The sequence below is a fragment of the Rhizobium sp. P2_G9 genome (genome assembly GCF_056403475.1).
Window position 1 is genome coordinate 67882 of sequence record NZ_JBFUFK010000001.1, and the last position, 19175, is coordinate 87056.

General features: G+C 58.8%; 32 protein-coding genes. 3 read left to right on the top strand and 29 right to left on the bottom strand.

The window, feature by feature from the left end; genetic code table 11:
- The first annotated feature begins 114 nt into the window (after nucleotides 1–114).
- A complete protein-coding gene (locus AC1DYF_RS00290; protein WP_477874036.1) occupies nucleotides 115–1560 on the top strand; it encodes a glucosamine inositolphosphorylceramide transferase family protein in 1446 nt (481 codons plus the stop codon).
- Here AC1DYF_RS00290 and AC1DYF_RS00295 read toward each other — a convergent pair whose 3' ends face one another.
- Entirely contained in the window at nucleotides 1561–2868 is a 1308-nt protein-coding gene (locus AC1DYF_RS00295) for a VpsF family polysaccharide biosynthesis protein (protein WP_477874038.1), read from the bottom strand. It lies immediately after the preceding gene.
- 471 nt (nucleotides 2869–3339) lie between these two features.
- On the opposite strand from AC1DYF_RS00295, the gene AC1DYF_RS00300 reads away from it, so the two are divergent.
- Nucleotides 3340–4866: a GumC family protein gene (locus AC1DYF_RS00300; RefSeq protein WP_477874040.1), complete on the top strand. Its 1527-nt coding sequence runs from the start codon at nucleotides 3340–3342 to the stop codon at nucleotides 4864–4866.
- Nucleotides 4863–5981: a glycosyltransferase gene (locus tag AC1DYF_RS00305; RefSeq protein ID WP_477874042.1), complete on the top strand. Its 1119-nt coding sequence runs from the start codon at nucleotides 4863–4865 to the stop codon at nucleotides 5979–5981. The genes AC1DYF_RS00300 and AC1DYF_RS00305 overlap by 4 nt, the downstream gene beginning before the upstream one ends.
- A 19-nt stretch (nucleotides 5982–6000) precedes the next feature.
- Here AC1DYF_RS00305 and AC1DYF_RS00310 read toward each other — a convergent pair whose 3' ends face one another.
- From AC1DYF_RS00310 to AC1DYF_RS00445, 28 genes are all read right to left on the bottom strand, one after another.
- Entirely contained in the window at nucleotides 6001–6933 is a 933-nt protein-coding gene (locus AC1DYF_RS00310; protein ID WP_477874044.1) for a UDP-glucuronic acid decarboxylase family protein, read from the bottom strand.
- 338 nt (nucleotides 6934–7271) lie between these two features.
- Complete coding sequence (locus AC1DYF_RS00315) at nucleotides 7272–8222, bottom strand: integrase (protein ID WP_477874046.1); 951 nt, start codon at nucleotides 8220–8222, stop codon at nucleotides 7272–7274.
- A complete protein-coding gene (locus AC1DYF_RS00320; RefSeq protein ID WP_477874048.1) occupies nucleotides 8180–8572 on the bottom strand; it encodes an excisionase in 393 nt (130 codons plus the stop codon). Before AC1DYF_RS00320 ends, AC1DYF_RS00315 begins: the two co-directional genes overlap by 43 nt.
- Before the next feature lie 160 nt (nucleotides 8573–8732).
- Nucleotides 8733–9227 (bottom strand): hypothetical protein, encoded by a 495-nt coding sequence (locus AC1DYF_RS00325; RefSeq protein WP_477874049.1) that lies wholly within the window; start codon nucleotides 9225–9227, stop codon nucleotides 8733–8735.
- Complete coding sequence (locus AC1DYF_RS00330) at nucleotides 9224–9643, bottom strand: hypothetical protein (RefSeq protein ID WP_477874051.1); 420 nt, start codon at nucleotides 9641–9643, stop codon at nucleotides 9224–9226. Before AC1DYF_RS00330 ends, AC1DYF_RS00325 begins: the two co-directional genes overlap by 4 nt.
- The gene (locus AC1DYF_RS00335) at nucleotides 9640–10068 is read right to left on the bottom strand and encodes an HNH endonuclease (RefSeq protein ID WP_477874053.1); all 429 of its coding nucleotides are present in this window, start codon (nucleotides 10066–10068) and stop codon (nucleotides 9640–9642) included. Before AC1DYF_RS00335 ends, AC1DYF_RS00330 begins: the two co-directional genes overlap by 4 nt.
- The gene (locus AC1DYF_RS00340; RefSeq protein WP_477874055.1) at nucleotides 10017–10307 is read right to left on the bottom strand and encodes a hypothetical protein; all 291 of its coding nucleotides are present in this window, start codon (nucleotides 10305–10307) and stop codon (nucleotides 10017–10019) included. Before AC1DYF_RS00340 ends, AC1DYF_RS00335 begins: the two co-directional genes overlap by 52 nt.
- The gene (locus tag AC1DYF_RS00345) at nucleotides 10307–10600 is read right to left on the bottom strand and encodes a hypothetical protein (protein WP_477874057.1); all 294 of its coding nucleotides are present in this window, start codon (nucleotides 10598–10600) and stop codon (nucleotides 10307–10309) included. Before AC1DYF_RS00345 ends, AC1DYF_RS00340 begins: the two co-directional genes overlap by 1 nt.
- The gene (locus tag AC1DYF_RS00350) at nucleotides 10593–10820 is read right to left on the bottom strand and encodes a hypothetical protein (RefSeq protein ID WP_477874059.1); all 228 of its coding nucleotides are present in this window, start codon (nucleotides 10818–10820) and stop codon (nucleotides 10593–10595) included. The genes AC1DYF_RS00345 and AC1DYF_RS00350 overlap by 8 nt, the downstream gene beginning before the upstream one ends.
- Nucleotides 10817–11149: a hypothetical protein gene (locus AC1DYF_RS00355; protein ID WP_477874061.1), complete on the bottom strand. Its 333-nt coding sequence runs from the start codon at nucleotides 11147–11149 to the stop codon at nucleotides 10817–10819. Before AC1DYF_RS00355 ends, AC1DYF_RS00350 begins: the two co-directional genes overlap by 4 nt.
- 102 nt (nucleotides 11150–11251) lie before the next feature.
- Complete coding sequence (locus AC1DYF_RS00360; protein ID WP_477874063.1) at nucleotides 11252–11656, bottom strand: recombination protein NinB; 405 nt, start codon at nucleotides 11654–11656, stop codon at nucleotides 11252–11254.
- A 10-nt stretch (nucleotides 11657–11666) separates the two neighbouring features.
- Nucleotides 11667–12149, bottom strand: coding sequence for a single-stranded DNA-binding protein (locus AC1DYF_RS00365; protein WP_477874065.1), 483 nt, complete (start codon nucleotides 12147–12149; stop codon nucleotides 11667–11669).
- Nucleotides 12150–12851, bottom strand: a complete 702-nt coding sequence (locus tag AC1DYF_RS00370) for a Rad52/Rad22 family DNA repair protein (protein WP_477874067.1) — start codon at nucleotides 12849–12851, stop codon at nucleotides 12150–12152. It lies immediately after the preceding gene.
- The gene (locus AC1DYF_RS00375; protein ID WP_477874069.1) at nucleotides 12851–13792 is read right to left on the bottom strand and encodes a Gabija anti-defense Gad2 family protein; all 942 of its coding nucleotides are present in this window, start codon (nucleotides 13790–13792) and stop codon (nucleotides 12851–12853) included. Before AC1DYF_RS00375 ends, AC1DYF_RS00370 begins: the two co-directional genes overlap by 1 nt.
- Nucleotides 13789–14553: a hypothetical protein gene (locus tag AC1DYF_RS00380; RefSeq protein ID WP_477874071.1), complete on the bottom strand. Its 765-nt coding sequence runs from the start codon at nucleotides 14551–14553 to the stop codon at nucleotides 13789–13791. Before AC1DYF_RS00380 ends, AC1DYF_RS00375 begins: the two co-directional genes overlap by 4 nt.
- Entirely contained in the window at nucleotides 14550–14768 is a 219-nt protein-coding gene (locus tag AC1DYF_RS00385) for a hypothetical protein (protein ID WP_477874073.1), read from the bottom strand. Before AC1DYF_RS00385 ends, AC1DYF_RS00380 begins: the two co-directional genes overlap by 4 nt.
- Before the next feature lie 3 nt (nucleotides 14769–14771).
- Nucleotides 14772–14966 carry a hypothetical protein gene (locus AC1DYF_RS00390; RefSeq protein WP_477874075.1) on the bottom strand — a complete coding sequence of 65 codons (195 nt, stop codon included), beginning with the start codon at nucleotides 14964–14966 and terminating at the stop codon, nucleotides 14772–14774.
- A 2-nt stretch (nucleotides 14967–14968) separates the two neighbouring features.
- Complete coding sequence (locus tag AC1DYF_RS00395) at nucleotides 14969–15247, bottom strand: hypothetical protein (protein ID WP_477874077.1); 279 nt, start codon at nucleotides 15245–15247, stop codon at nucleotides 14969–14971.
- A complete protein-coding gene (locus tag AC1DYF_RS00400; protein ID WP_477874078.1) occupies nucleotides 15240–15581 on the bottom strand; it encodes a hypothetical protein in 342 nt (113 codons plus the stop codon). The genes AC1DYF_RS00395 and AC1DYF_RS00400 overlap by 8 nt, the downstream gene beginning before the upstream one ends.
- Nucleotides 15574–15942, bottom strand: coding sequence for a hypothetical protein (locus AC1DYF_RS00405; protein WP_477874080.1), 369 nt, complete (start codon nucleotides 15940–15942; stop codon nucleotides 15574–15576). Before AC1DYF_RS00405 ends, AC1DYF_RS00400 begins: the two co-directional genes overlap by 8 nt.
- Nucleotides 15935–16276 carry a hypothetical protein gene (locus AC1DYF_RS00410; RefSeq protein WP_477874082.1) on the bottom strand — a complete coding sequence of 114 codons (342 nt, stop codon included), beginning with the start codon at nucleotides 16274–16276 and terminating at the stop codon, nucleotides 15935–15937. Before AC1DYF_RS00410 ends, AC1DYF_RS00405 begins: the two co-directional genes overlap by 8 nt.
- On the bottom strand, nucleotides 16276–16674 hold the full coding sequence (locus AC1DYF_RS00415) for a hypothetical protein (protein ID WP_477874084.1): 399 nt from the start codon (nucleotides 16672–16674) through the stop codon (nucleotides 16276–16278). The genes AC1DYF_RS00410 and AC1DYF_RS00415 overlap by 1 nt, the downstream gene beginning before the upstream one ends.
- A complete protein-coding gene (locus AC1DYF_RS00420; RefSeq protein ID WP_477874086.1) occupies nucleotides 16674–17024 on the bottom strand; it encodes a hypothetical protein in 351 nt (116 codons plus the stop codon). Before AC1DYF_RS00420 ends, AC1DYF_RS00415 begins: the two co-directional genes overlap by 1 nt.
- 10 nt (nucleotides 17025–17034) lie before the next feature.
- Entirely contained in the window at nucleotides 17035–17238 is a 204-nt protein-coding gene (locus tag AC1DYF_RS00425; protein ID WP_477874088.1) for a hypothetical protein, read from the bottom strand.
- Between the two features lie 23 nt (nucleotides 17239–17261).
- Entirely contained in the window at nucleotides 17262–17609 is a 348-nt protein-coding gene (locus AC1DYF_RS00430; protein ID WP_477874090.1) for a hypothetical protein, read from the bottom strand.
- Nucleotides 17610–17738: 129 nt separating this feature from the next.
- Nucleotides 17739–18545, bottom strand: a complete 807-nt coding sequence (locus AC1DYF_RS00435; RefSeq protein ID WP_477874092.1) for a pentapeptide repeat-containing protein — start codon at nucleotides 18543–18545, stop codon at nucleotides 17739–17741.
- Nucleotides 18546–18575: 30 nt separating this feature from the next.
- Complete coding sequence (locus AC1DYF_RS00440; protein ID WP_477874094.1) at nucleotides 18576–18842, bottom strand: hypothetical protein; 267 nt, start codon at nucleotides 18840–18842, stop codon at nucleotides 18576–18578.
- Nucleotides 18842–19129 (bottom strand): hypothetical protein, encoded by a 288-nt coding sequence (locus AC1DYF_RS00445; RefSeq protein WP_477874096.1) that lies wholly within the window; start codon nucleotides 19127–19129, stop codon nucleotides 18842–18844. Before AC1DYF_RS00445 ends, AC1DYF_RS00440 begins: the two co-directional genes overlap by 1 nt.
- Between the last annotated feature and the right edge of the window lie 46 nt (nucleotides 19130–19175).

The following is a 19175-nucleotide window of genomic DNA, read 5'->3' on the forward strand; positions in this document are numbered from 1 at the left end:
AGCTAATATATAGTTAATTTCGCCGGCAACGCGCCTATACGCGAGAATTTCCCCTTTCGCGCGCGTGGGTTAGCAGGAATTGTGGATGTGTTTTGAAATGGGATCGGGCCGAATTTGCACAACCTGACAATCATCAGCAAAGCCGCGGCGGCCCGTCGCTGGGAGGCCTCTCTTCAGGCTCGATTGCATGCCGTTGGCTATACAGTCTCGGTCGTCCATGCGGCACAAGCCGCGGCGGCCGGGCGACATGGATTCGACCATGTTCTGGCCATCGAAAGCCGCCGCTTCGGGCCGTCGCTCGCCAGTCTTGTAGCTCCGCTACAGACTGAGAATCTCGGAGTCGCCGAGCTCGTGATTGATCTCACTGGTTCTACGGCGGAGACAGACATACCGGTGCTGACATTCGAAATCTTCGGCTGCAACGACATTGCCGAAGGCATCACGGAAATGCTCGCCCGGCGGCAATTGCCGGAGCTCGTAACACGCTTAAATGGTGTTGCTGTCGGCCATGCGCGCCCAATGACAATAGACAATCTTTGGTTGTCGAAAATGTCGAATAATTTACTGGCGGCGGCAATTTCCTTGCTTTTGCAAAGTGTGAAGCGCTTTTTCGCCGGTCGGCTCCAGCCGGTCAGTGCTCCCGCCGTCCCGGAACGAAGCGGCGCTGGTTTCTTTTGGCACTACGCGCCCTTTGCCGCCCGAATGCTGGCCGATCGAATCGCTCGGAAGATAAGGCGTCGCAAGCGGCCATTCTACTGGCAGGTGGCCTATCGGCAGACCGGCGCAGCGGGTGTCGCTGAGACCCGCCGGCTCGACGGTTCGCCGTTCACTGTCCTTTCCGACGATGGAGAGAGCTTCTACGCCGATCCGTTCATGTTCGCACACGGCAACCGGTATTATCTGTTCGTCGAGGAATTCCCCTATGCGTCGGGCCGCGGCGTCATCTCGGTTGCGGAATATAGCGCGGACGGGCGTTTCGGTACGCCACGCGTCGTGCTCGAAGAGCCGCATCATCTCTCCTACCCGCAGGTGTTCGAGGAGGGCGGCGAGATTTTCATGATCCCGGAAAGCAGCGCCGCTCGCGAGCTCGTCCTCTACCGCGCCGACGTCTTTCCTGATCGTTGGGCGCGCGACACGGTGCTGCTTGCCGACATCGATATCAATGATGCGACCCTGTTGCGATCAGAACATCGCCATTGGCTGTTCGGCACGGAAAAATTCGGGCCGGGCAGTGCCTCGGACACCTTGATGGTCTACTCCGCTCCGGCTTTGAGGGGACCGTGGCGGCCGCATGCCCTCAACCCGATCGCCATCGATCGCGCCGCGGCCCGGCCTGGTGGCGCCTTCGTCCGGCGCGACGGCAGGCTGTTCCTGCCGGTGCAGGACGGAACGCATGCCTATGGCGGCGGGCTCGGCCTCATGGAGCTGCTGCGGCTGGACGACGAGGACGTCGCGTTCGGCCCGCCCGCGCCGATCGGTCCGGGCGATGCCTGGGCACGCAACGGCATTCACACGCTCAATCGTGCGGGCAATATGGAAGTGGTCGACAGTGCCGGCTGACTATGCGGTCGCGGACAACGAGGCTGACGGCCGTTCCTTTGCCCCCTTCGGCTCAAGGCCGGAGTCCGGCTGGCGCCGGTAGGCGATCAACAGCACGAACAGCATGGCGATCTCAGGGGTCTTCGAAGACAGCGTGTTGTTGGAGAGCGCGGCGATGATGAAGATGATCGTACCGACCCAGGCGGCGAGGGGCGCCCCGCGCAGCAGGCGCGCAAAAATCCAGACGACCAGGCCTGTGAAGAACAGCGCCATCGGCAGGCCGAACAGCATGGAGATCACCACCGGCGTGCTTTCGATGAAGGGCAGGTGCACCTTGTTGTTGACGATATACATGAGGTCTTTGACCGGCATGCCGAAGATCAGCTGCGACCAACTGGCATAGCCGAACACCCTGTAGATCGTCACGCGCGCCATAAAGTTTTCGTCGAACAGCGTGCTGCCGAAGCGGTCCATCAGGCCTGCAGCGAACATCACCGCCAAAAGCGCTGCCCCGAGCGGGATCGTCAGCAGAATGACGCCGAATTTCGCCTGCCTCTGGTGACGGTGCGACAGGCGCGGCCAGCGGGTGAAAATCAGCAGGATGAAAATCTCGACGCAGGTCAGCAACAGCGCCGTGCGGGCGCCGGAAGCGGCGCAGCCGATGAACAGCACCAGCACCATCAGGAGCCGCACCCACAGCCGCCAGCGCGTCAGTGCGGCGAAGCCGATCGCCGCGGCGCAGAGCGCGCCGAGCGCCAGCGGATGCATTGTCAGGCCGACCGGCCGGAAGACCAGCTCCACCCGGTCATAGGGCATGATGCGATGGTGGGTGACCGCTTCCGTGATGCCGATCACGGCGCTGGCGACCAGCATGATGACGGTGATGTCGCCGAGCAGCCGGCGCATGGACGCGGGCAGCGTCAGCGTGATCAGGCCGGCAGCGCCGGCGACCAGATAAGTATCGATGACGAAGCCGCTCGACCCGGCGCGGCCCGTGACGAACAGATAGGCGATGATGGCGATGAGCAGCAGCATGTAGACGAGCACGGCCTTGAACAGACCGACCTCGCTGCGCTCCAGCCGGAAGGGGCGGCTGAACAGGGCCAGCGGCAGCAGCAGGAAGATCGCATCCGTGCCGAAATGCAGTTTCTGATAAAACGGTCCGCTCTCGCCGGTATAGCCGACGAACATGTTCATCACTTCGGGCGAGACGTTGAACCTCAGCTGGAAGGCGAAGGCGGCGAGCAGGAAGATCGCGAAGGCCAGCGTATCACGCCGGCTCGCGTCGCGAGGCGCCGATCGTTCCGGCATGGCGCTCGAATAGGTCATGTCGTCCCCGGCGAGGCGTTGCAGCGAGACCGGCTCGAAGGGCCGGACTTGTCCACCTCTACTAAAGCGCCAAAGGGGTTTGCAAACAAGAGCGGCTGGGAAACAACGCCGCCGATCGCCCGTTGCAACCGGTCGGTGGCTCCTATCGTTGCGAATTCGGCGCAGGTTTTCCCGTTCCAGCAAGATGGGTTGCCGTCATCGTTCCAGAACGGCACATCGGCGCCGAATCGTCATGCCTGTTTGCGTCCGCGACCCGGCGGCGCTATCGTCGGGCGGGCGATCCAGATTGGAACAACTGTGATGGTGTTGTGCCTGAATAATGCGGATGGGGGCGAAATCGCATGTCGCATGCCCCAGAATAGAGCGGCGGATCCGCAGTTTAACCAGAGCGGCCGATTTCTTGCGGCATGTGCTACGCAGTGGTGTACAAAACGTTAAAGTCAGCCGTGTAGTGTACGAGGCGTTGATCCCATGGCCCGAGTGTTTTCAGACCAGTCGAACACATCGCAGGCGAATCCGGCGGCTCGGCCGTTTTCCCGTAGCGATTACGATACGGGCTATCGCGATCCCGGTCCGGTCATCATGCCGCGCACCGAGCCGGCATCGGAGGCGGTGACGATCGACAAGGTCGGCGACTTCCTCGAACTGGATTTCCGTCGCCTGTTCGTATGGCTGCGCAAGGGGGTTCGGACGGGTCTGGCGCTGGCATTGCTGGGCGCCGTGGCTGGCGGGGCCTTTGCCGTGCTCAGCAAGCCTCGCTACACGGTCGGCACGGATATCCTGATCAATCCCGCCAACCTGCAAGTGGTCGCCAACGACCTCTATCAGCAGCCTGGCCAGGTCGACGGCCAGGTGCTGGATGCCCGCAGCAAACTGCGCGTGCTCACGTCGGGCAATGTGCTCTCGCGCGTCGTCGATGAGTTGAAGCTGACCAACGATCCCGAATTTTTCGACCCGAAGCCGAGCCTGGTCTCGGAGCTTCTTGGCCGGCCCGCCGCCAAGCCCGATCCCAAGCTCGCGGCACTCGACAGCCTGCAGAACCGGGTCAGCACGCTTGCCGACGATACCTCTTTCGTCGCGACACTGTCGGTATCGGCCGAGACCGTCGACAAAGCCATTGCGATCTCCAAATCCATGGTCAAGGCTTTCCAGGATGAACTGGCGAAAGCCGACGCCGAGGGTGCCAACCGTGCCGCCGCGGCCTTGGATGACCGTCTCGGCCAGCTGAAACGCGACGTGCAGGCCGCCGACGAGAAGGTCGAGGCCTATCGCCGCAGCCACAAACTGGCCTCCAGCGACGGACAGCTCGTGAGCTCCCAGTTCATGACGCAGCTCAACAGCCAGATCGTCGCCGCCCAGTCGCGGCTGATCGCAGCGCAAGCCGCTTATGACGCCGTGGCCGCTGCCGGTCCCAATGCCGGCAGTTCCGATCCGGTCGCAGCTGCGGCCCTGGTCGCGCTGCGCAACAAGGCCGGCAATCTGCAGCAGCAGCTTGATGCCATGTCCATGACCTACGGCAAGCGTCATCCGGCTCTCGTGCAATTGCATGCCGAGCTCAACGCCGCCAATGCCCAGATCAAGGCCGAAGTGAACCGCATCCACGAAGCGGCGAAATCGACGCTCGACAAGGCGAAGTCGGGGCTTGATGGCCTGAACGCCAAGATGGACGATCTCAAGGGCAATGTCTTCAGCGACAGCGAATCCCAGGTGGCGCTGAGGGAGCTGGAGCGCGACGCTTCGTCGAAGACGGCCGTCTACGAGAGTTTTCTCGCGCGTGCACACCAGATCACCGAGCGCGAGCAGATAGACACCACCAATGTCCGGGTGATTTCGACCGCCGTGCCGCCGGCCGGCCGCTCATGGCCTCCGCGCACCAGCATCGTTGTCGGCGTTGGTTTTATCGCGGGCTTCATGCTCGGCTTGCTGTTTGCAGTCATCCGCGGCATTTTCCGTGATCTGCGCGAGCCACCGTTCCGGTCTGGCGAATTTCGCGCGTGACGGCCGAGAGCCGAAAGCGCCTCGTCTTCCACACGCCGAGCCTCAGGGGCGGCGGCGCCGAGCGCGTCTTCGTCCTCATGGCCAATGAAATGGCCGCGCGCGGCCACCACGTGACTTATGTGACCTGGAATGCCGAAGGTCCGAATACCGAGTTGCTATCGGGCCTGGTCAAGCTGGCGGACCTCGGCATGGCGATAAGAGGCGAAGGTTTTGGCAAGCTGCCGACTCTGCGTGGTCTCCTGCGAACTGCCGCATTCCTCAGAAGGGCTCGGTCCGACGCGGTCTACAGCGCGCCGGACTTTGCCAACCTGATCATTGCACTTGCACTGCGGCTTTCGGGGAGCTCGGCAAAATTCTTTCCAAGCTACCACGCTGCCTCGGCCCATCCGCGCATGGCGCTTGGCGCCCATGTTTCGATTTGGCTATCGAGGCTCGTCGCGACCCGTGCCGACAAGGTCATCGCGGTGTCCGAAGGTGTCGGCCGCGATCTGGTCGCCCGCGGTTTTCGATCGGAAAGAATCGTGGTGATCAACAACCCTCTGCCACCACCGACGCCGCATGCCGGTGTCGTCTACTCGTGGCGGATGGCGCTCCTGGCCATGGGGCACGGGCCGGTGATCGCCTGCATCGGCAGGCTGGTGCCGGTCAAGGATCATCGCACATTGTTTCGTGCCTTTGCCCGGCTCTGCGCCACGTGGCCTGCGCGCCTTGTCATCTTCGGCGATGGCCCGCTGGAAGCGGAGCTTCGCGCCTTCGTCGGGGAGCTTGGCATCGCCGACAATGTGCTGTTTGCCGGATATGTCAACGATCCCGCGGCCTGCTATGCGGTTGCTGATCTGGTGGTGCTGTCGTCGCTCACGGAAGGTTTTGGCAATGTGCTCATCGAAGCCATGGCTGCGGGCGTGCCCGTCGTCTCGACCGACGCGCCACATGGGCCGCGCGAAATCCTCGAGAATGGGCGCTATGGTGCGCTGGTGCCTGTCGGCAATGCCGAGGCGCTCGCTGCGGCCATGGACGAGGCGCTTGCCCGGCCGGTGGACGCCGACCTTCTAAAGCGCCGGGCGGCCGATTTTGAGGTGACCGCGATCGGTGACCGCTACGAGGCACTGTTGTAGCGCCTCCGATGGAGTTGCCTCAAATCACCGTTTTGAAATACTCGATCGTCTTCTTCAGCCCTTCGCGCAGCGGGATCTTCGGCTCCCAGTCGAGCACCTGCTTGGCGCGCGAAATGTCGGGGCAGCGCTGCAGCGGATCGTCCTGCGGCAGCGGGCGGTAGACCATCTTTGATTTTGAGCCGGTCAGTTCCAGCACGATCTCCGCCAGTTCCTTCATGGTGAATTCGCCGGGATTGCCGATATTGACCGGATAGGTCACGTCGTCGGGCGCGTCCATCAGCCTCATCATGCCTTCGATCAGGTCGTCGCGGTAGCAGAAGGAGCGGGTCTGGTTGCCGTCGCCGAAAATGGTGATGTCCTCGCCACGTAGCGCCTGGACGATGAAATTGGAGACGACACGGCCGTCGGCCTTGTTCATGCCGGGGCCGAAGGTGTTGAAGATGCGCATGACGCGGATGTTGACGCCGCGGCTGCGGTGATAGTCATACATCAGCGTTTCGGCGCCGCGCTTGCCTTCGTCGTAGCAGGAGCGGATGCCCATCGTGTTGACATTGCCCCAATAGGCTTCCCTCTGCGGATGCACCAGCGGGTCGCCGTAGATTTCCGAGGTCGAGGCCTGCAAGACCTTGGCGCCGGTTTTCGAGGCGAGCTCGAGCAGGTTCATCGTGCCGATAATGCTCGTTTTGAACGTATAGATCGGGTCGCTTTGGTAATGTACCGGCGAAGCCGGGCAGGCGAGATTGAAAATCTCGTCGAACTTGACGTCGACCGGGTCGATCACCGACTGCTCGATGACGGCGAAACTCGGATTGCCGCGCAGATGGATGATATTGTCGACGGCGCCGGTGAAATAATTGTCGAGGCAGGTGACGAAGAAACCGCGTTCGATCAGCCGGGTGCAGAGATGCGAACCCAAAAAGCCCGCGCCGCCGGTAACCAGAATTCTCTTCATGTCAGACCATCCCCCAAAGCCGTGTCCCTTCCGGCCCATAGAACCTGAGTCGGGTTTCTAAATGGTGTCCGCGACGGATTTCGGCGCGCCGGTGATTTTTCACAAGCGCTGACGCAATCACAGCAATATCACTGCTGTTATCGCAACTTCAAACTGGAGGGAAGGGGAAACAGGCGAAGCCTGAACAGCTTGGTCGGAGTGGAGTGATTCGAACACTCGACCCCCTCGTCCCGAACAATGATAGTGTCTGATTTGGCATTGTTTTTTCTACCATATTTCTATCGCCTAGAAAAGAACAAATCATGTTTGTTCCGCTCATTCGTTGGCAATCGTTGCCGTTATTTCTTAGGCTTCTTCCGACCGGCCTTCCCGGTCGTGAATGCCTTGCTGACGCCTGATTGGTGATCCGGATGATGATGCCCGTAGGTATCTTCAAGTGTCTCCAGCGTCATGCCCAGAAATCCCGCCGCTTCCCACTTCTCCGTTCCCGCCTGCATTAGCCACGTCGCTGCCGTATGGCGCAATGTGTGGCGCACGACGTCAACCCCCTCAGATCCAAGCACTTCCTTGACAAGGCGCTTGAACGCCTGTTTTGGGTCGCCAGCCTTGCCGTGAAACTCGACAACGTATTTAGCGCCCATTGCATGCCAGCGGCGCATATGGGCAAGAATGCGGTCAGGAAGACGGATTGGAGGAGCCTGTTTATTTTTGGCGACCGTCTCGTCATCCCAACTGCGATAGAACACGCCTGAATCCAGATCCACGAACGGCCGGCCTTCTTCCTTGACGAATGACGCCTGCCAGACGCGCGCCGATCGACTGCCGGTATAGAGAGCGACCAGCAGGAAACGCGCGACGTGAACAGAGGTCTTGACGGCGCTTTTGGCGCGCGGCGGCTGGTACGTCTTCTTGTACGCGACCCATATGAGTTTCGCGATCACATCGCGCTCAAGGTGCTTAACCCGGCCCTTCGGCTTGGAAGGAAGTGTGACGATCACGGAATGACGGGTGATATTGTCAGCAACCGCCATCCTGCACGCGGATCTTAAATCCTCAAGCTCTCGACGCGCGGCAGTGATGGTCGATCGCTGCTTCGCATATTCGGTGCAAGTCGTTGTCGTTATATCGTCCAGGGTTTTATCTCCCCAGAAATTCAGCAGTGCGGTGATCCGCTGTCCCAATTCTTTAGGGCGCTTTACCGTAGTCTCTTTGAGCGCGGCATATGCGGCTATCACTTCCGCCACCGTTACTTCTGAAGCGTCTCGGTGTTTGCTCTTCGGCTTTTCCATAAATCGGCTGGCGAGATATTCCGCGAATTTCCCTTCAGCCGATCCGCGATCGCTCGCGCCGCAGCCAGTGCTGATTTGTTTTCCTCCATCAAGGATGAGCCAGACGGCGGAGCGGTCTTCATCGGCTGGGCGGAGCCAGAGGCGGGCTGGTTTTCGCTGACGCGACATTTTTCCTGCATTTCCTTGATATAGGCGAGGGTGGTGAAATCCTTGCCAGCCATGCGCATAATGGTAAGGTGACCGCGTTTAGCTTCCTTCCTCAAGCCGCTCGTAGTCATGCCACCTTGCGGAAACGCAAGCGGTAGGATGTCGGCAAGCCGGATTGGCGTGTTCGGATCAATTTCCGTCATACCGTCACCTCCCGCATCTCAGGGGTCATCGTGCAGATCTCCCGGTTGGACGACGTTCGAGAAATCGCATCCGTGCAATTGCGTGCCGAAGAACCAAGCGAGGAGCCGTCCGGCTTTAGGCAATACGGGCATTCGCCTGGATATAGGCGGTGGATGAGCTTCATGTGCTGTCGCCTTCCTGCTGCTCTGCCTGTGGGCATAGACGGTCATAATCAGCCTCATCGACAAGCTCGACGTCGCATAGGTCGCAAGATCGATATACTGGGTGGGAACGAGCTTCAGGCCAGGAGCGAACCCATATCGCCATCCGCGCCGGTACATTTGGATCTGCCGGATCGGAGGCAAGGATTTCGACTTCTGAATTTTCATGAAGCCTATCATCACCGACCCATTTTGCCTTGATCGGCTTCACCGCCGCGGCTTGTGCCGCGAGCGCGGATTCGAGGGCGGCTCGGATTGCTCTTGCCTCTTCTCCGGGCACGCCGACAAATTGGCATCCACCGCAAATCTCACACCAATCTGGATCGTGGCCGTTCTCTCCAAAGCCATGATGATAGCCGCGTCCATCGCAGCGCTCGCACTTGAGCATGATCGGCTCGTTAATGACCTTGGTGAAGGCGGCAAGAGCTGCATCTACCATTTTGTCGGTGATCACGGCTTTTCTCCTAACCATTTTTCCGCAGCGCGTTCAGCGAAATATGCCGCAATGCATTCTTCCGAGCTTGGAAGCGGCACGCTGACCGTCATATCGAAATTGTCGTTGAACACGGCATCCGCTAAAACTCGCAAAGCCTGCCCTTGGCGCTTTATGACCGCCTCTGCTTCCTTGATCCGAGCCAGCGCCTCATTGTAATCCGAGATAGCCGCGTCTGTATTGCCTTGGGCTATGCGGAGGTCTTCTTCAGCCCTTTCGGCGCGTTGTCGTTCGGCTAGGAATTGATCGAGGGTGAAAAGCTCGGTCACGTTCGACACCTTGAGCGATGGCTCCGGCTTCTCCGGTGAACACCATGGCCCGTAATCTGCGATGTCGTAGCGCCACGCCGCCGGCTCTGGTAGGTCTTCTGCGGTCATGACACGATTTCTCCTGTGCGTCGGTCAATCACGGTGCCGTCCATCTTCTTTTTGAAGCGGGGATTCGACAGGCTGGATTTCTTCTTGCCGAGTACGCGCTTGATCTGATTGGCGTTGACCTTGGCGCGAACAGTCGCCTCGGTGCGGGTTTTCGCCTGATGAGCTTTTCTGGTGATCGCTTGGAGATTGGATTCCCGGTTTTCGCCACCAAGCCAAAGCGGCGTGATGTGGTCGAATTCGGCTTTCACGCCGTCGCGGAAGTCAACGCCGCTGATCGCGCACTTCCAGCCCTGCCGCTCGAGAACTCGACGCTTGCAGGCGTCCGTGGGCATCGCATCGTCATTGCGGCCGATCCATTCGTCGACCGAGCGCATCAGACCCGCGCCCCCACGCTCTTGCGGTACGGCAACGGCAATGTCGACCAATCGAATTCGTCCTTGAACTCGCCGCAGACGTGCTCTCGCTTGGTGACGACATGGCCGGCGGCGATCGGCGGAAAGCTTTGGCTGAAGCCAAGCACGGCCATGCGTTCTTGGCCAGATACCGGCGCCGACCGGGTGCAATCGCCTACCATGGACGAGATCGCTCGCCACCAATCGCAGCCGGCGCAGCATGGCCCATTGCGCCAGTAGAAGCGGTCAAGGTGTTCTTGAAGCTCCTGCATCACCGCACCTCCATGACTTCGATACCGGCGGCGCGGGCCTCATGCAAACGCTCGCCGCAAGAGCATCCGCATTCTCCTGCCTCAACACACTCCCCAACCGAGAATGAATCAGGTCGGCCGTTACATTGGCGAGGACACGGCGCATACCAAGAGGATTCGATCTGCGATAGTTCGAGCAATGTCTCAGGCGTATGCTTGCCGCCGTCGACAAGCTCCGGGATGACGATATAAATCAATCGCCATAGCGCACTGCTGAGTTCGTCGGTTCTGCTGCGGGCGAGAATGTCAGCCATTGCCATGGCCTCTCAAAAGCGCAGTCATGTAATCTTTCTTCGCCTGCCTGATGTGTTCGACGGGCTTGTGCTTCTTGACGGCGTCGTTCTCTGCCTGGTCGAAGCAGCGCAGTTCGGGATTGGTCTTGAGCAGCCGGTGATAGTTTGCCTCTGCTGTTCTCTTGTCTCTCCATATTTGCCATTGGCGGAGAATGCGGCGGATGAGATCGGAGGGGATCATGACCGAACCTCTGCCTTTCTTATAGCCTCGTGGGCGCAATATAGCGCAGCCATTGTCTCGCATGTGGATTCGAGCGAGTGACCCTGCGCCCACGCCTCTAAATGCTCGGTCACGCGCTTCAGGTTTTCTAGTAGATCCGGCGCGGCTGCGATCAATCTAGCGTCTGTTAAGCCCATACCGGTTCTCGGGTCATATCCAACGCAGGCAATATTCTCGTCTCGTTTTTTCGTCTCGTCGTAACGGTTCACATCGTGCCAATGGCCACCATCCATTTTCCTGCGAGTGCCTGCGACAAACCAAGGGCCTTTTGTGTATGCTGTCTCGCTCATCTCGCGTTCCTTCTCGAATTGATGTTGCCAGCGGAGCCCCTCGGTGGTTTCTCGGGAGGGTGAGCGCTGACGCCCCGCTGGCATCCGGCAGGCGGGCCGGAACTAAGCTGCTTCGTGTTCTTCCGATTTGACCGGTTCTTTCCAGACGACGCCGTGTCGATCGCCGTACTCGTAAATGCATGTGATCAGATCGGCCATTTGGCGCACTGTCAGCTTCGAGGAGCGAAATCCCAGAGGGAATGGCCCGCTATCGTCCAAACCCTCACAGAACTGAACCTGATGGCCTAGAGCGTGCATAAACGCGGCCTTCCATGTCTCGGGTGTCCAGCGCCTTCCTTCAGGCTTCGAGCGGCTCACATCCGAAAGCATGGCCCACATTTTGTCGTTTTGAATGTCGGAGCGCTTTGCCTCCTTGACCGACACGACTGCCATAGCTGGCGCCGCATCTATGAGAGACTTGGCAAACAGGCGTTGAGATTTGCCGGCAAGGATTACAGTTTGCGCCATGGTGATTTCCTCAGAAGGGGATCTCGTCGTTCATGTCATCCATGAACTGGCGATCGTCTTTGACGGGGTTTTGCTTCGGCTTATCGCGACCGCTGGCGCTGGCATAATCGCCGCCAGATCGTGACGGTTGCTCACTGCTGTTATTGCTGTCGAGCATGGTCAGCGTCGAGTTGAAACCCTGGAGAACGACTTCCGTCGAGTAGCGATCATTGCCGCCCTGGTCCTGCCATTTACGGGTCTGAAGCTGCCCTTCAACGTAGAGCTTTGCGCCCTTCTTGACGTACTGTTCCACGACCTTGCACAGACCTTCGTTGAACACGACGATAGTGTGCCATTCTGTTTTTTCGCGCTTCTCGCCAGTGTTTGAATCGCGCCATTGCTCCGACGTAGCAACCCGCAGATTTGCGATCGGCCGACCGTCTTGTGTTCTCCTGATCTCAGGATCAGCGCCGACATTGCCGACCAGAATTACCTTGTTTACACTGCCTGCCAATTAAGCCTCCATAGTGTGAAGACGACGGCCACCCGCGTCTGTGATATCGGTATCTCCCGGGAAGTGATCGTCTTCGAACTTCGCCTTGAGTTCATCTTTCTTCTTGGTGAAGCGCTGGCGGTTGAATTCGTCCATCTTGCCGACAGACTTGGCGTTGTCCGTCCAGAAGCTCCTGAGACCGGCATCCGTGCGAATGCTGCACAGTTCCGTCCACAGGCTCTCCAGAGCCTCATTGCGGGCGATTTCGGCGGCGTCCGCAACGTTTGTTTGTGTCTTGTCGTAGAGAGCCAAGCCAAACGGATTACCGAACGTCATGAGGGCGCGTTTCATCGCGTCAGATTCAGCCTCCTTGAGTGCGCTCTCATGTGCAAGGCCAAGATCAGCGTCTATTCCATGACCGGCGCCAGAGCCTTCGCGAACGATGCTGCCGACCGTGACGCGGACCTTTGCTGTATAGGTTACGCCCCAGCCGTCACGCTCATACTGGCCTTGGCCGATTTTCCTCTGGCGCTCGACCACGCACTTATAATCGATCGTTTCTCGGTCCCACGCGTCGAATCCGAAAATACGGTTCGCCTCGTCGATTGCATGCCAAGCTTCGATATAGCTCAGCTTCGATTTCCCTTGCTCGCGGATCTTGACATTGGCGCTTGAAAGCGGCGCCTTCAGTGCTGAAATCTGCGTGTCGCTGAAGCTTGCCATCAGAACATCCTATCGATGATTTCGACCAGGTAGGCGGAATCCACCTTTTCAGGGTCTTTCTCTTTGATCTTGGAAACGAGTTGGACGAAGTAGGCCGCATCAACGCCGGTCAATTGGTCCTGCAGAACCTTGTGGTCCTTCAGGTCAAGTTCGCTGATTTGCAGCATCATCTTGAGGATTTGCCCAGCGTTGACCGACCACCCGCGCTTGATGAATTTCCGCAGACGAATTACCGAGCAGATGGGGTACTTGCTGCCGACATAGCGCAACTCACGCGCCAACAGGCTCTCAAGCGCCGGCTGCCTAAGGACAAGTTCGTCATCTTTGCTCGTCCAATAATTGGTGCAGTGGACATAATCGTAGTTCTCGTGGATCTGGTCTGCGCTGCCGAAGAAGCGTAGAACGATCTGGACGCGTTGGCTCAAAGTTATGGCGTTGGTCGAAAGGAAGACTGGCCTGTATCTCGGCTTGCCGTCGTTGTCTGATTCGATGGCCATTTCGTGCGCTTCTTCCCGCGCCTCCTCGATGTCTCCCGCATCGCCTAGAACTTCGCCAACGTAATTGCCGCCTGCGTCCTCTGGCTGGCTCTCGAAGTACTCGTATGGCTGTGCCGCCCCATCCTCGCCAGCGATGCCGGCTGACTTGACGACGATGCGCACGCGGCCTTCGTTGTCGTCAACGAAGATCGGGACTGACACGCCTGCTTTGTTCTTCGGGTCGAAGCGCTTGACGTAATATTGCGCCACGGCCATCGTTGTCTCTTTATTGGCAAAGTAGAGATCAAAATCATTGACTGGCTCGCTAAGAAGCATAGAGGCGATACACCCGCCAGTGACGATGGTATTCTTCTCTGCCAGATTGCGAACGGCTTCGTCCTCGATAGAGGCGACCCATTCATCCACCTTGGCGCGGATGACCTTCTTGATGGTCTTGGCCTTCATAGCACCTTGTCCTCAATGATTTTGAAGCCCCGGATCGATTTCGCCCCGGCACGCACAGCCTTGTCGGCTTGATCCTGGACGAACTCCATTAGTTCGGTATTGCGCTCCTTCCAGACCCACGCCGCCGCCTCTCTGGCGTCCTCTACAACGGCCTTGTAGACGGTCCTGAGGCCCGTGGCGCGTCCGTCGCCCTTGGCGTGCGCCTTGACGTTCTCAGCCTTCCTGGCGGCTTCCTCGGCCTGCTTCGCCTCCTTGACCAACTGCTCGGCAATCTCGCGCTGTTCGAGGTTGGCGGCGTCACGCTCGCGCATTGCGGCAAGGGCTTCCTGCTGTTTGCGTTCGGCCTCTTCGCGGGCTAGGCGTGCCGCCTCTCGCTGTTCCTCTTCCAGCTTCTTCAGAAACGGCAGGAGAGCTGCATTGCAGGCATCTTCAGCCTTCAGCGCCAAACCGGTCACCGACTTGTTTTTGCCGATGAGTTGGTTATACCGATCCTGGACTTCCTTGACTGTCTCCTGGTGAGGCTTGATCTCTTTCTCGCGCGCTTCCTCGGCCCGGCTCTTTGCTTCCTTGATCTTTGCCTTGAGCGTGTTCACCGCGTCTGCCTGCTCCTGGGTCTCGACAGGAGTTCCGTCAAGCCAGAGCTTGGCTTCGCCATACAGATCGGCTATTGCTGTCTTCGACAGGTCAAAAGGTGTTGGCTCTGGAGGATTGTTGCCTCCAAGAACGGCACGTGGGTTTTCTGCTAGTGCTGTGGTGTTCATTCTGCCGCCTCCAGTGCGTAATCATCCGTCCAAAGCCAAGCTTCATCGCGATCTGCCTTGTCCGAATAGAACCGGCTATCGGCCTCTCTCTGCTCTGCCTTGGCGAGATATTCATTCCTGCGCTGCGGATATTGCTCTGCCTGTTCGCGCCAGTATGAAGCATCTTCAAGAGCCAGCTTTGCGAAGAGGCGAAGGTGTTCTGGTGTGTCGGTCATGTGTCAGGCCTCCTCTTCACGAGAGCCGAAAGGCGTCGCGGCGATGTATTCCTGATATTCCTCTGACGAGGCGATCGGCCGGATCTGGAAGCCAACGAAATCATGGTAAAAATCGTCGAGATATTCCTGCTCGCCTGTGCAGACGCCAAAGCAGCGGCCCTCTTTTTCAGCAACAAAGCAAAATGGTTCCTGCGCCATTGTCACTGATCCCCCTGAGCAATGTTATATTCGTGGATGTTCTCCGCTGCCTTGTTCATGAACAGCATCCCGTATAGTATGACATTCGCCATCAAGAGCGGCACTATGAGGCAGGCTGTGATAGCCTTGTCTATGAAGCGCCTGCGGTCTTTCATAGTCTCGACCAGGTCAGCCTTGCTATATCCGTCCAGGTTGATGACTGGCGGCGTGTAACCTTCGATCTGCGGCGCGCTGTAGGTGCTATGGCCGCTGGCCACTATATCGGTGAGGGGGCTATGCATCTGATACCTCCATGCCGTGATAGTGCGACATCCGAAGCTTTAAGAGCCTCTTCTGAGCGCTGCGAAGATTCCCGGTAAACATGGTCAAACCGGTTTGCTTCATGAGGTGGCGTGACGAGATGCAGGAGCGAAGTGAACTGCGCCGGCTGATGGCGTATTGTTCGCTCTCGGTGAGAGTGCCCCACCATTCGTTGTGCTCACGCACGGCGGCGTCTAGTTCGCGGTCCTGTTCTTCCTCGGACAATTCCAGCCAAGTTTTCCAGTCTGCTGCGTCCTCTTCATCGGTCTTATCGACGAAGGCGCTCCCGTACCGGTTCGGTAGACGCTCAGCCATTGTTCGTCTCCGTATTGCTAAGAGCGGCGCGCGCCCGGCGCAGATCCCCGAGATTGAATTTAGTAGGTTTCGAGCGCATGCCATCCGGCCAAGTTTCAGCGTATTCGCCGGCTTCCTTGGCAAACGGCCTGAGAAGTGCCTCCAGCCGTTCTATCCTCGCATCCTTCTCTGCTATCTCCTGGAGGGAGGGGAGCGAGACGGACAAACCTGACTGTTCGAGTTCATGGATCAAATGCACGAAGCAATTGAACTGCTCGGTGGTCATCCTATAGGCGTCTGAGTTATAGTTATATTCAGCATCAAGCATTGCCCTCTGCGCATGCTTCAGGGTCTCGTCGGAGACGATCTGGTGCTCAGTCATTGTCCGTCCTCCGCTTCTGGATGGGAGGGGCGGGAGGCTCAGCGAAGAAGATCTCATTCCATAGATCGGCCAATTGATTGTAAGCCGCCATGCTGCCGGCTTCGGCGCACCGCTCCATCCGCCGTTTGATCGATGCGCACACCAGATCGTAAGTATTGACCGCCTGAATGATTGATTCGAAGTTGGCGATCGTCACAGCCTCAGTCGGGTAATGAGTGCTGCTATCGTGCCAGCTTGACGTTGCCACCTGGCGATTATCTGCGCCTCGGATGCCAACAGAAAGGCCAGTTGATCCGCGCTTGATCGTCCATGGCGTGGGAGTGTGTTCGCTCATCACGCCCTCGTGTCTGTGGTTTCGGGGAGGGCGGGGACGGAACGGCCTTCAGCTTTGGCAATGGCAGATTGAATGACCCTCCAGATGTCGCAGGTGTCATCGGAAATTTTCCCGAGCCCGCCACACCAGTCACGATTTCCGTCAGGGCCGCCTGGGAAGCTTTCCAGCCACCAAGCGTCAAGGCTCTTGAGCGCGTCGAGCATTTCAGGAACTGCGGCTATCAGGCGCGCATTTGCTTGGCTTTCGAGTTGCGTCGGAAACCATGGGCTGTTGTCGTTCCAACTGAATGAGGCGATCTGCTTATCGCCGGCCTTGATGATGCAGGTCGGAGCGAAGCGATATTTTGCTTCCTTGGTCGCATCGATGTATTTCCACGGGCCTTTCGTGTACGTTGCCATCACAGCACCCCCGCTCTCGCCACTGAATTGGCATGGCGATGAGAATGGGAGGCGGCGCGTTCCTCGGCTTCTTCATCCCGAGCCGTGATCGCGTCGTGAAACTCGTTGTCGACCTCGTCGTTGATTGCGTTCTCAATGCCGGCGAGATATGCTTCGGCCTTCGGGTCGCGATGATCTTCAACGCACACCTCGACCAGATCGCGAAGGTTTCGGCCAAATTCGATCACCAGCGCGCGGATTGCCTTCTGGTCGTCTTCCATGCCGCAGCTATGGAGAAACGCTTCCTTGGCCGTTGCTGTGGCATAGGCTATGCGGTTCAGATGGATTGTGCGGTCTGTGAGCGTGGTCATCGTCGTGTCCTCAGAACTTCAACTGCCCAGCCGCGATCTGCCGTGCATAACGGGCGCGCTGGCGGGTGGATGAATGGGGATAGGTCTTGCCGGTCTTGGCAGCGTGCGGGCGCTTCCTGCCGAAGTCGTAGTCAGGCAGTGGATGGATGAGCGAGCTGAGCATCGCCAGCGAAGCCATCGATGACAGAATGTTCAAATGGGTGTTGCGATACATCGTCGTGTCCTTAAGCGGGTAGGTCAGGCTGAAGTCTTCTGGTCGACGCCCATAGGGCCGTAGAGCCAATCGAAAATTCTGAGGAGCGACCGACCGAAATAGGTGCAGGCGTTGAACCCGTCCTCGCCCTTGACGCAAACCTTCGCGCATGCGCCAATGTCGAGAAGCTCTGAGCGTTCTGACTTGGAGATGACGTCTCCGTCCCAGACAGGCCCGCGAGAATGAAGCTGGTAAAGTTGCTCGTGGATGCGCTGGTTGATGACCGCATAATCGATCATGTGGATCAGCTCGACACGCTCATGATCGTCAAGCAAATCGATCCGCTCGTTCAACGGGATAGTCGTCTGTCGATCTTTGGCGAAGTGTGCCATCGTCTCTCTCCGTCTCTTTCTGCCGTACCCTCGTTTCAGAGGGGCGGTGGTGTCAGTAGGTGTAACTTTCGGCTTCGAGCCAGTGATTCAGAAGTCGGAAGCTCTTCCTTGCACGTCGAGCACTTCTTATTAGACATAGGCGACCGCCTCCTCCTTCGTGATGAAGAAGTGGACGCCGTTGGAGCACTCGTCGCACCAGTTCTCGTCAAAGCCGTCCGGAGTGACCCGCTGGCCGGCGGCGTACTCGGTCTGGCCGTCGTGCAGGGAAATGCCCTTGTCGCCGCCGATGACTTCGATAACATCGGCAAATTCAGCCCTGCACTTCCTGCCGAATGCATGGGAACGCTTTGCTTCTGCCGGTATTTTGAGCTTGACGATCACGCCTTCGCGACATTTCTTCCAACCTATGAGGTCGCCCTCAGGGAGGATGCGCGTCATGGCAACGGCCAATTCAGAATTCTTGGCGTAGCTCAGGTCGGCGGAGCTCAGGTTGGCGTAGCTCAGGTTGGCGGAGCGCAGGTCGGCGGAGCTCAGGTTGGCGGAGCGCAGGTTGGCGTAGCTCAGGTCGGCGGAGCTCAGGTTGGCGGAGCTCAGGTTGGCGGAGCGCAGGTCGGCGGAGCTCAGGTCGGCGGAGCTCAGGTTGGCGTAGCGCAGGTTGGCGGAGATCAGGTTGGCGGAGCGCAGGCCGGCGGAGCTCAGGTTGGCGTAGCTCAGGTCGGCGGAGCTCAGGTTGGCGTAGCTCAGGTTGGCGGAGCGCAGGTCGGCGGAGCTCAGGTCGGCGGAGCTCAGGTTGGCGTAGCTCAGGTTGGCCTTTTCCTTAATCGCCCACTTCACCGCCATGCCAAGCTTCACGGACGGCAGCGCGTTTGCGTCGCAGTCGATTTCCGCCGTGAATTTGATTTCTCCGGTAAACCTGTCCAATACGTCGAATTTCATATCGCCCTCCTGGCTGTGTCGATCTGCCCGCTAAAGTGCTTCTCTCGCGGCTATTTGAATTTCGCTTTGCTTGTGGATGGTGTCGGCCCGAGCGAGCCGTTCAGCGTCTTCGGAAACAGGTGCCTGCTCGACCTTCGGGCTGAGGCGCTTGATTGCTTCCTGGTAAATCGTCCGGCGATATCCCGGCGACAGAGAGGACCAAGCCTTCTCATCGCCATTGAGGACGCCTGAAGGCAGGTCGCTCACTTCGGGGATGTCGGCTGCCTTGAATCCCCAATAGGGCTCTTGCTTCTTCATCACGCGGCCTCGCAAACGATCGAGGAGCCGCGGCCATGGTTCTTTCCGCCGCAGGCGCATTCGCACTTCATGATGCGGCCCGTAGCGTTCAGGCACCGAGCATCGCATTCGTGGCGCGAGGGGTTGGACTTGTACTCGATGACGCGATCAGCCTGGACGTAACCAATCCAGCCCTTGCCGGCGACGAACTTCAAATCTTCCTTCGAGACGTAGCCGTAGAACTTGCCAGCGTCGTGGTAGACGCCCTGGAGCTGATGCTCGCCGCTGAAGTATTTGAAGTTGGCCATTTCCGTCTCTCCGTTTCCGTTCCGTCTCAGCCGCTTCCGGGGGTAG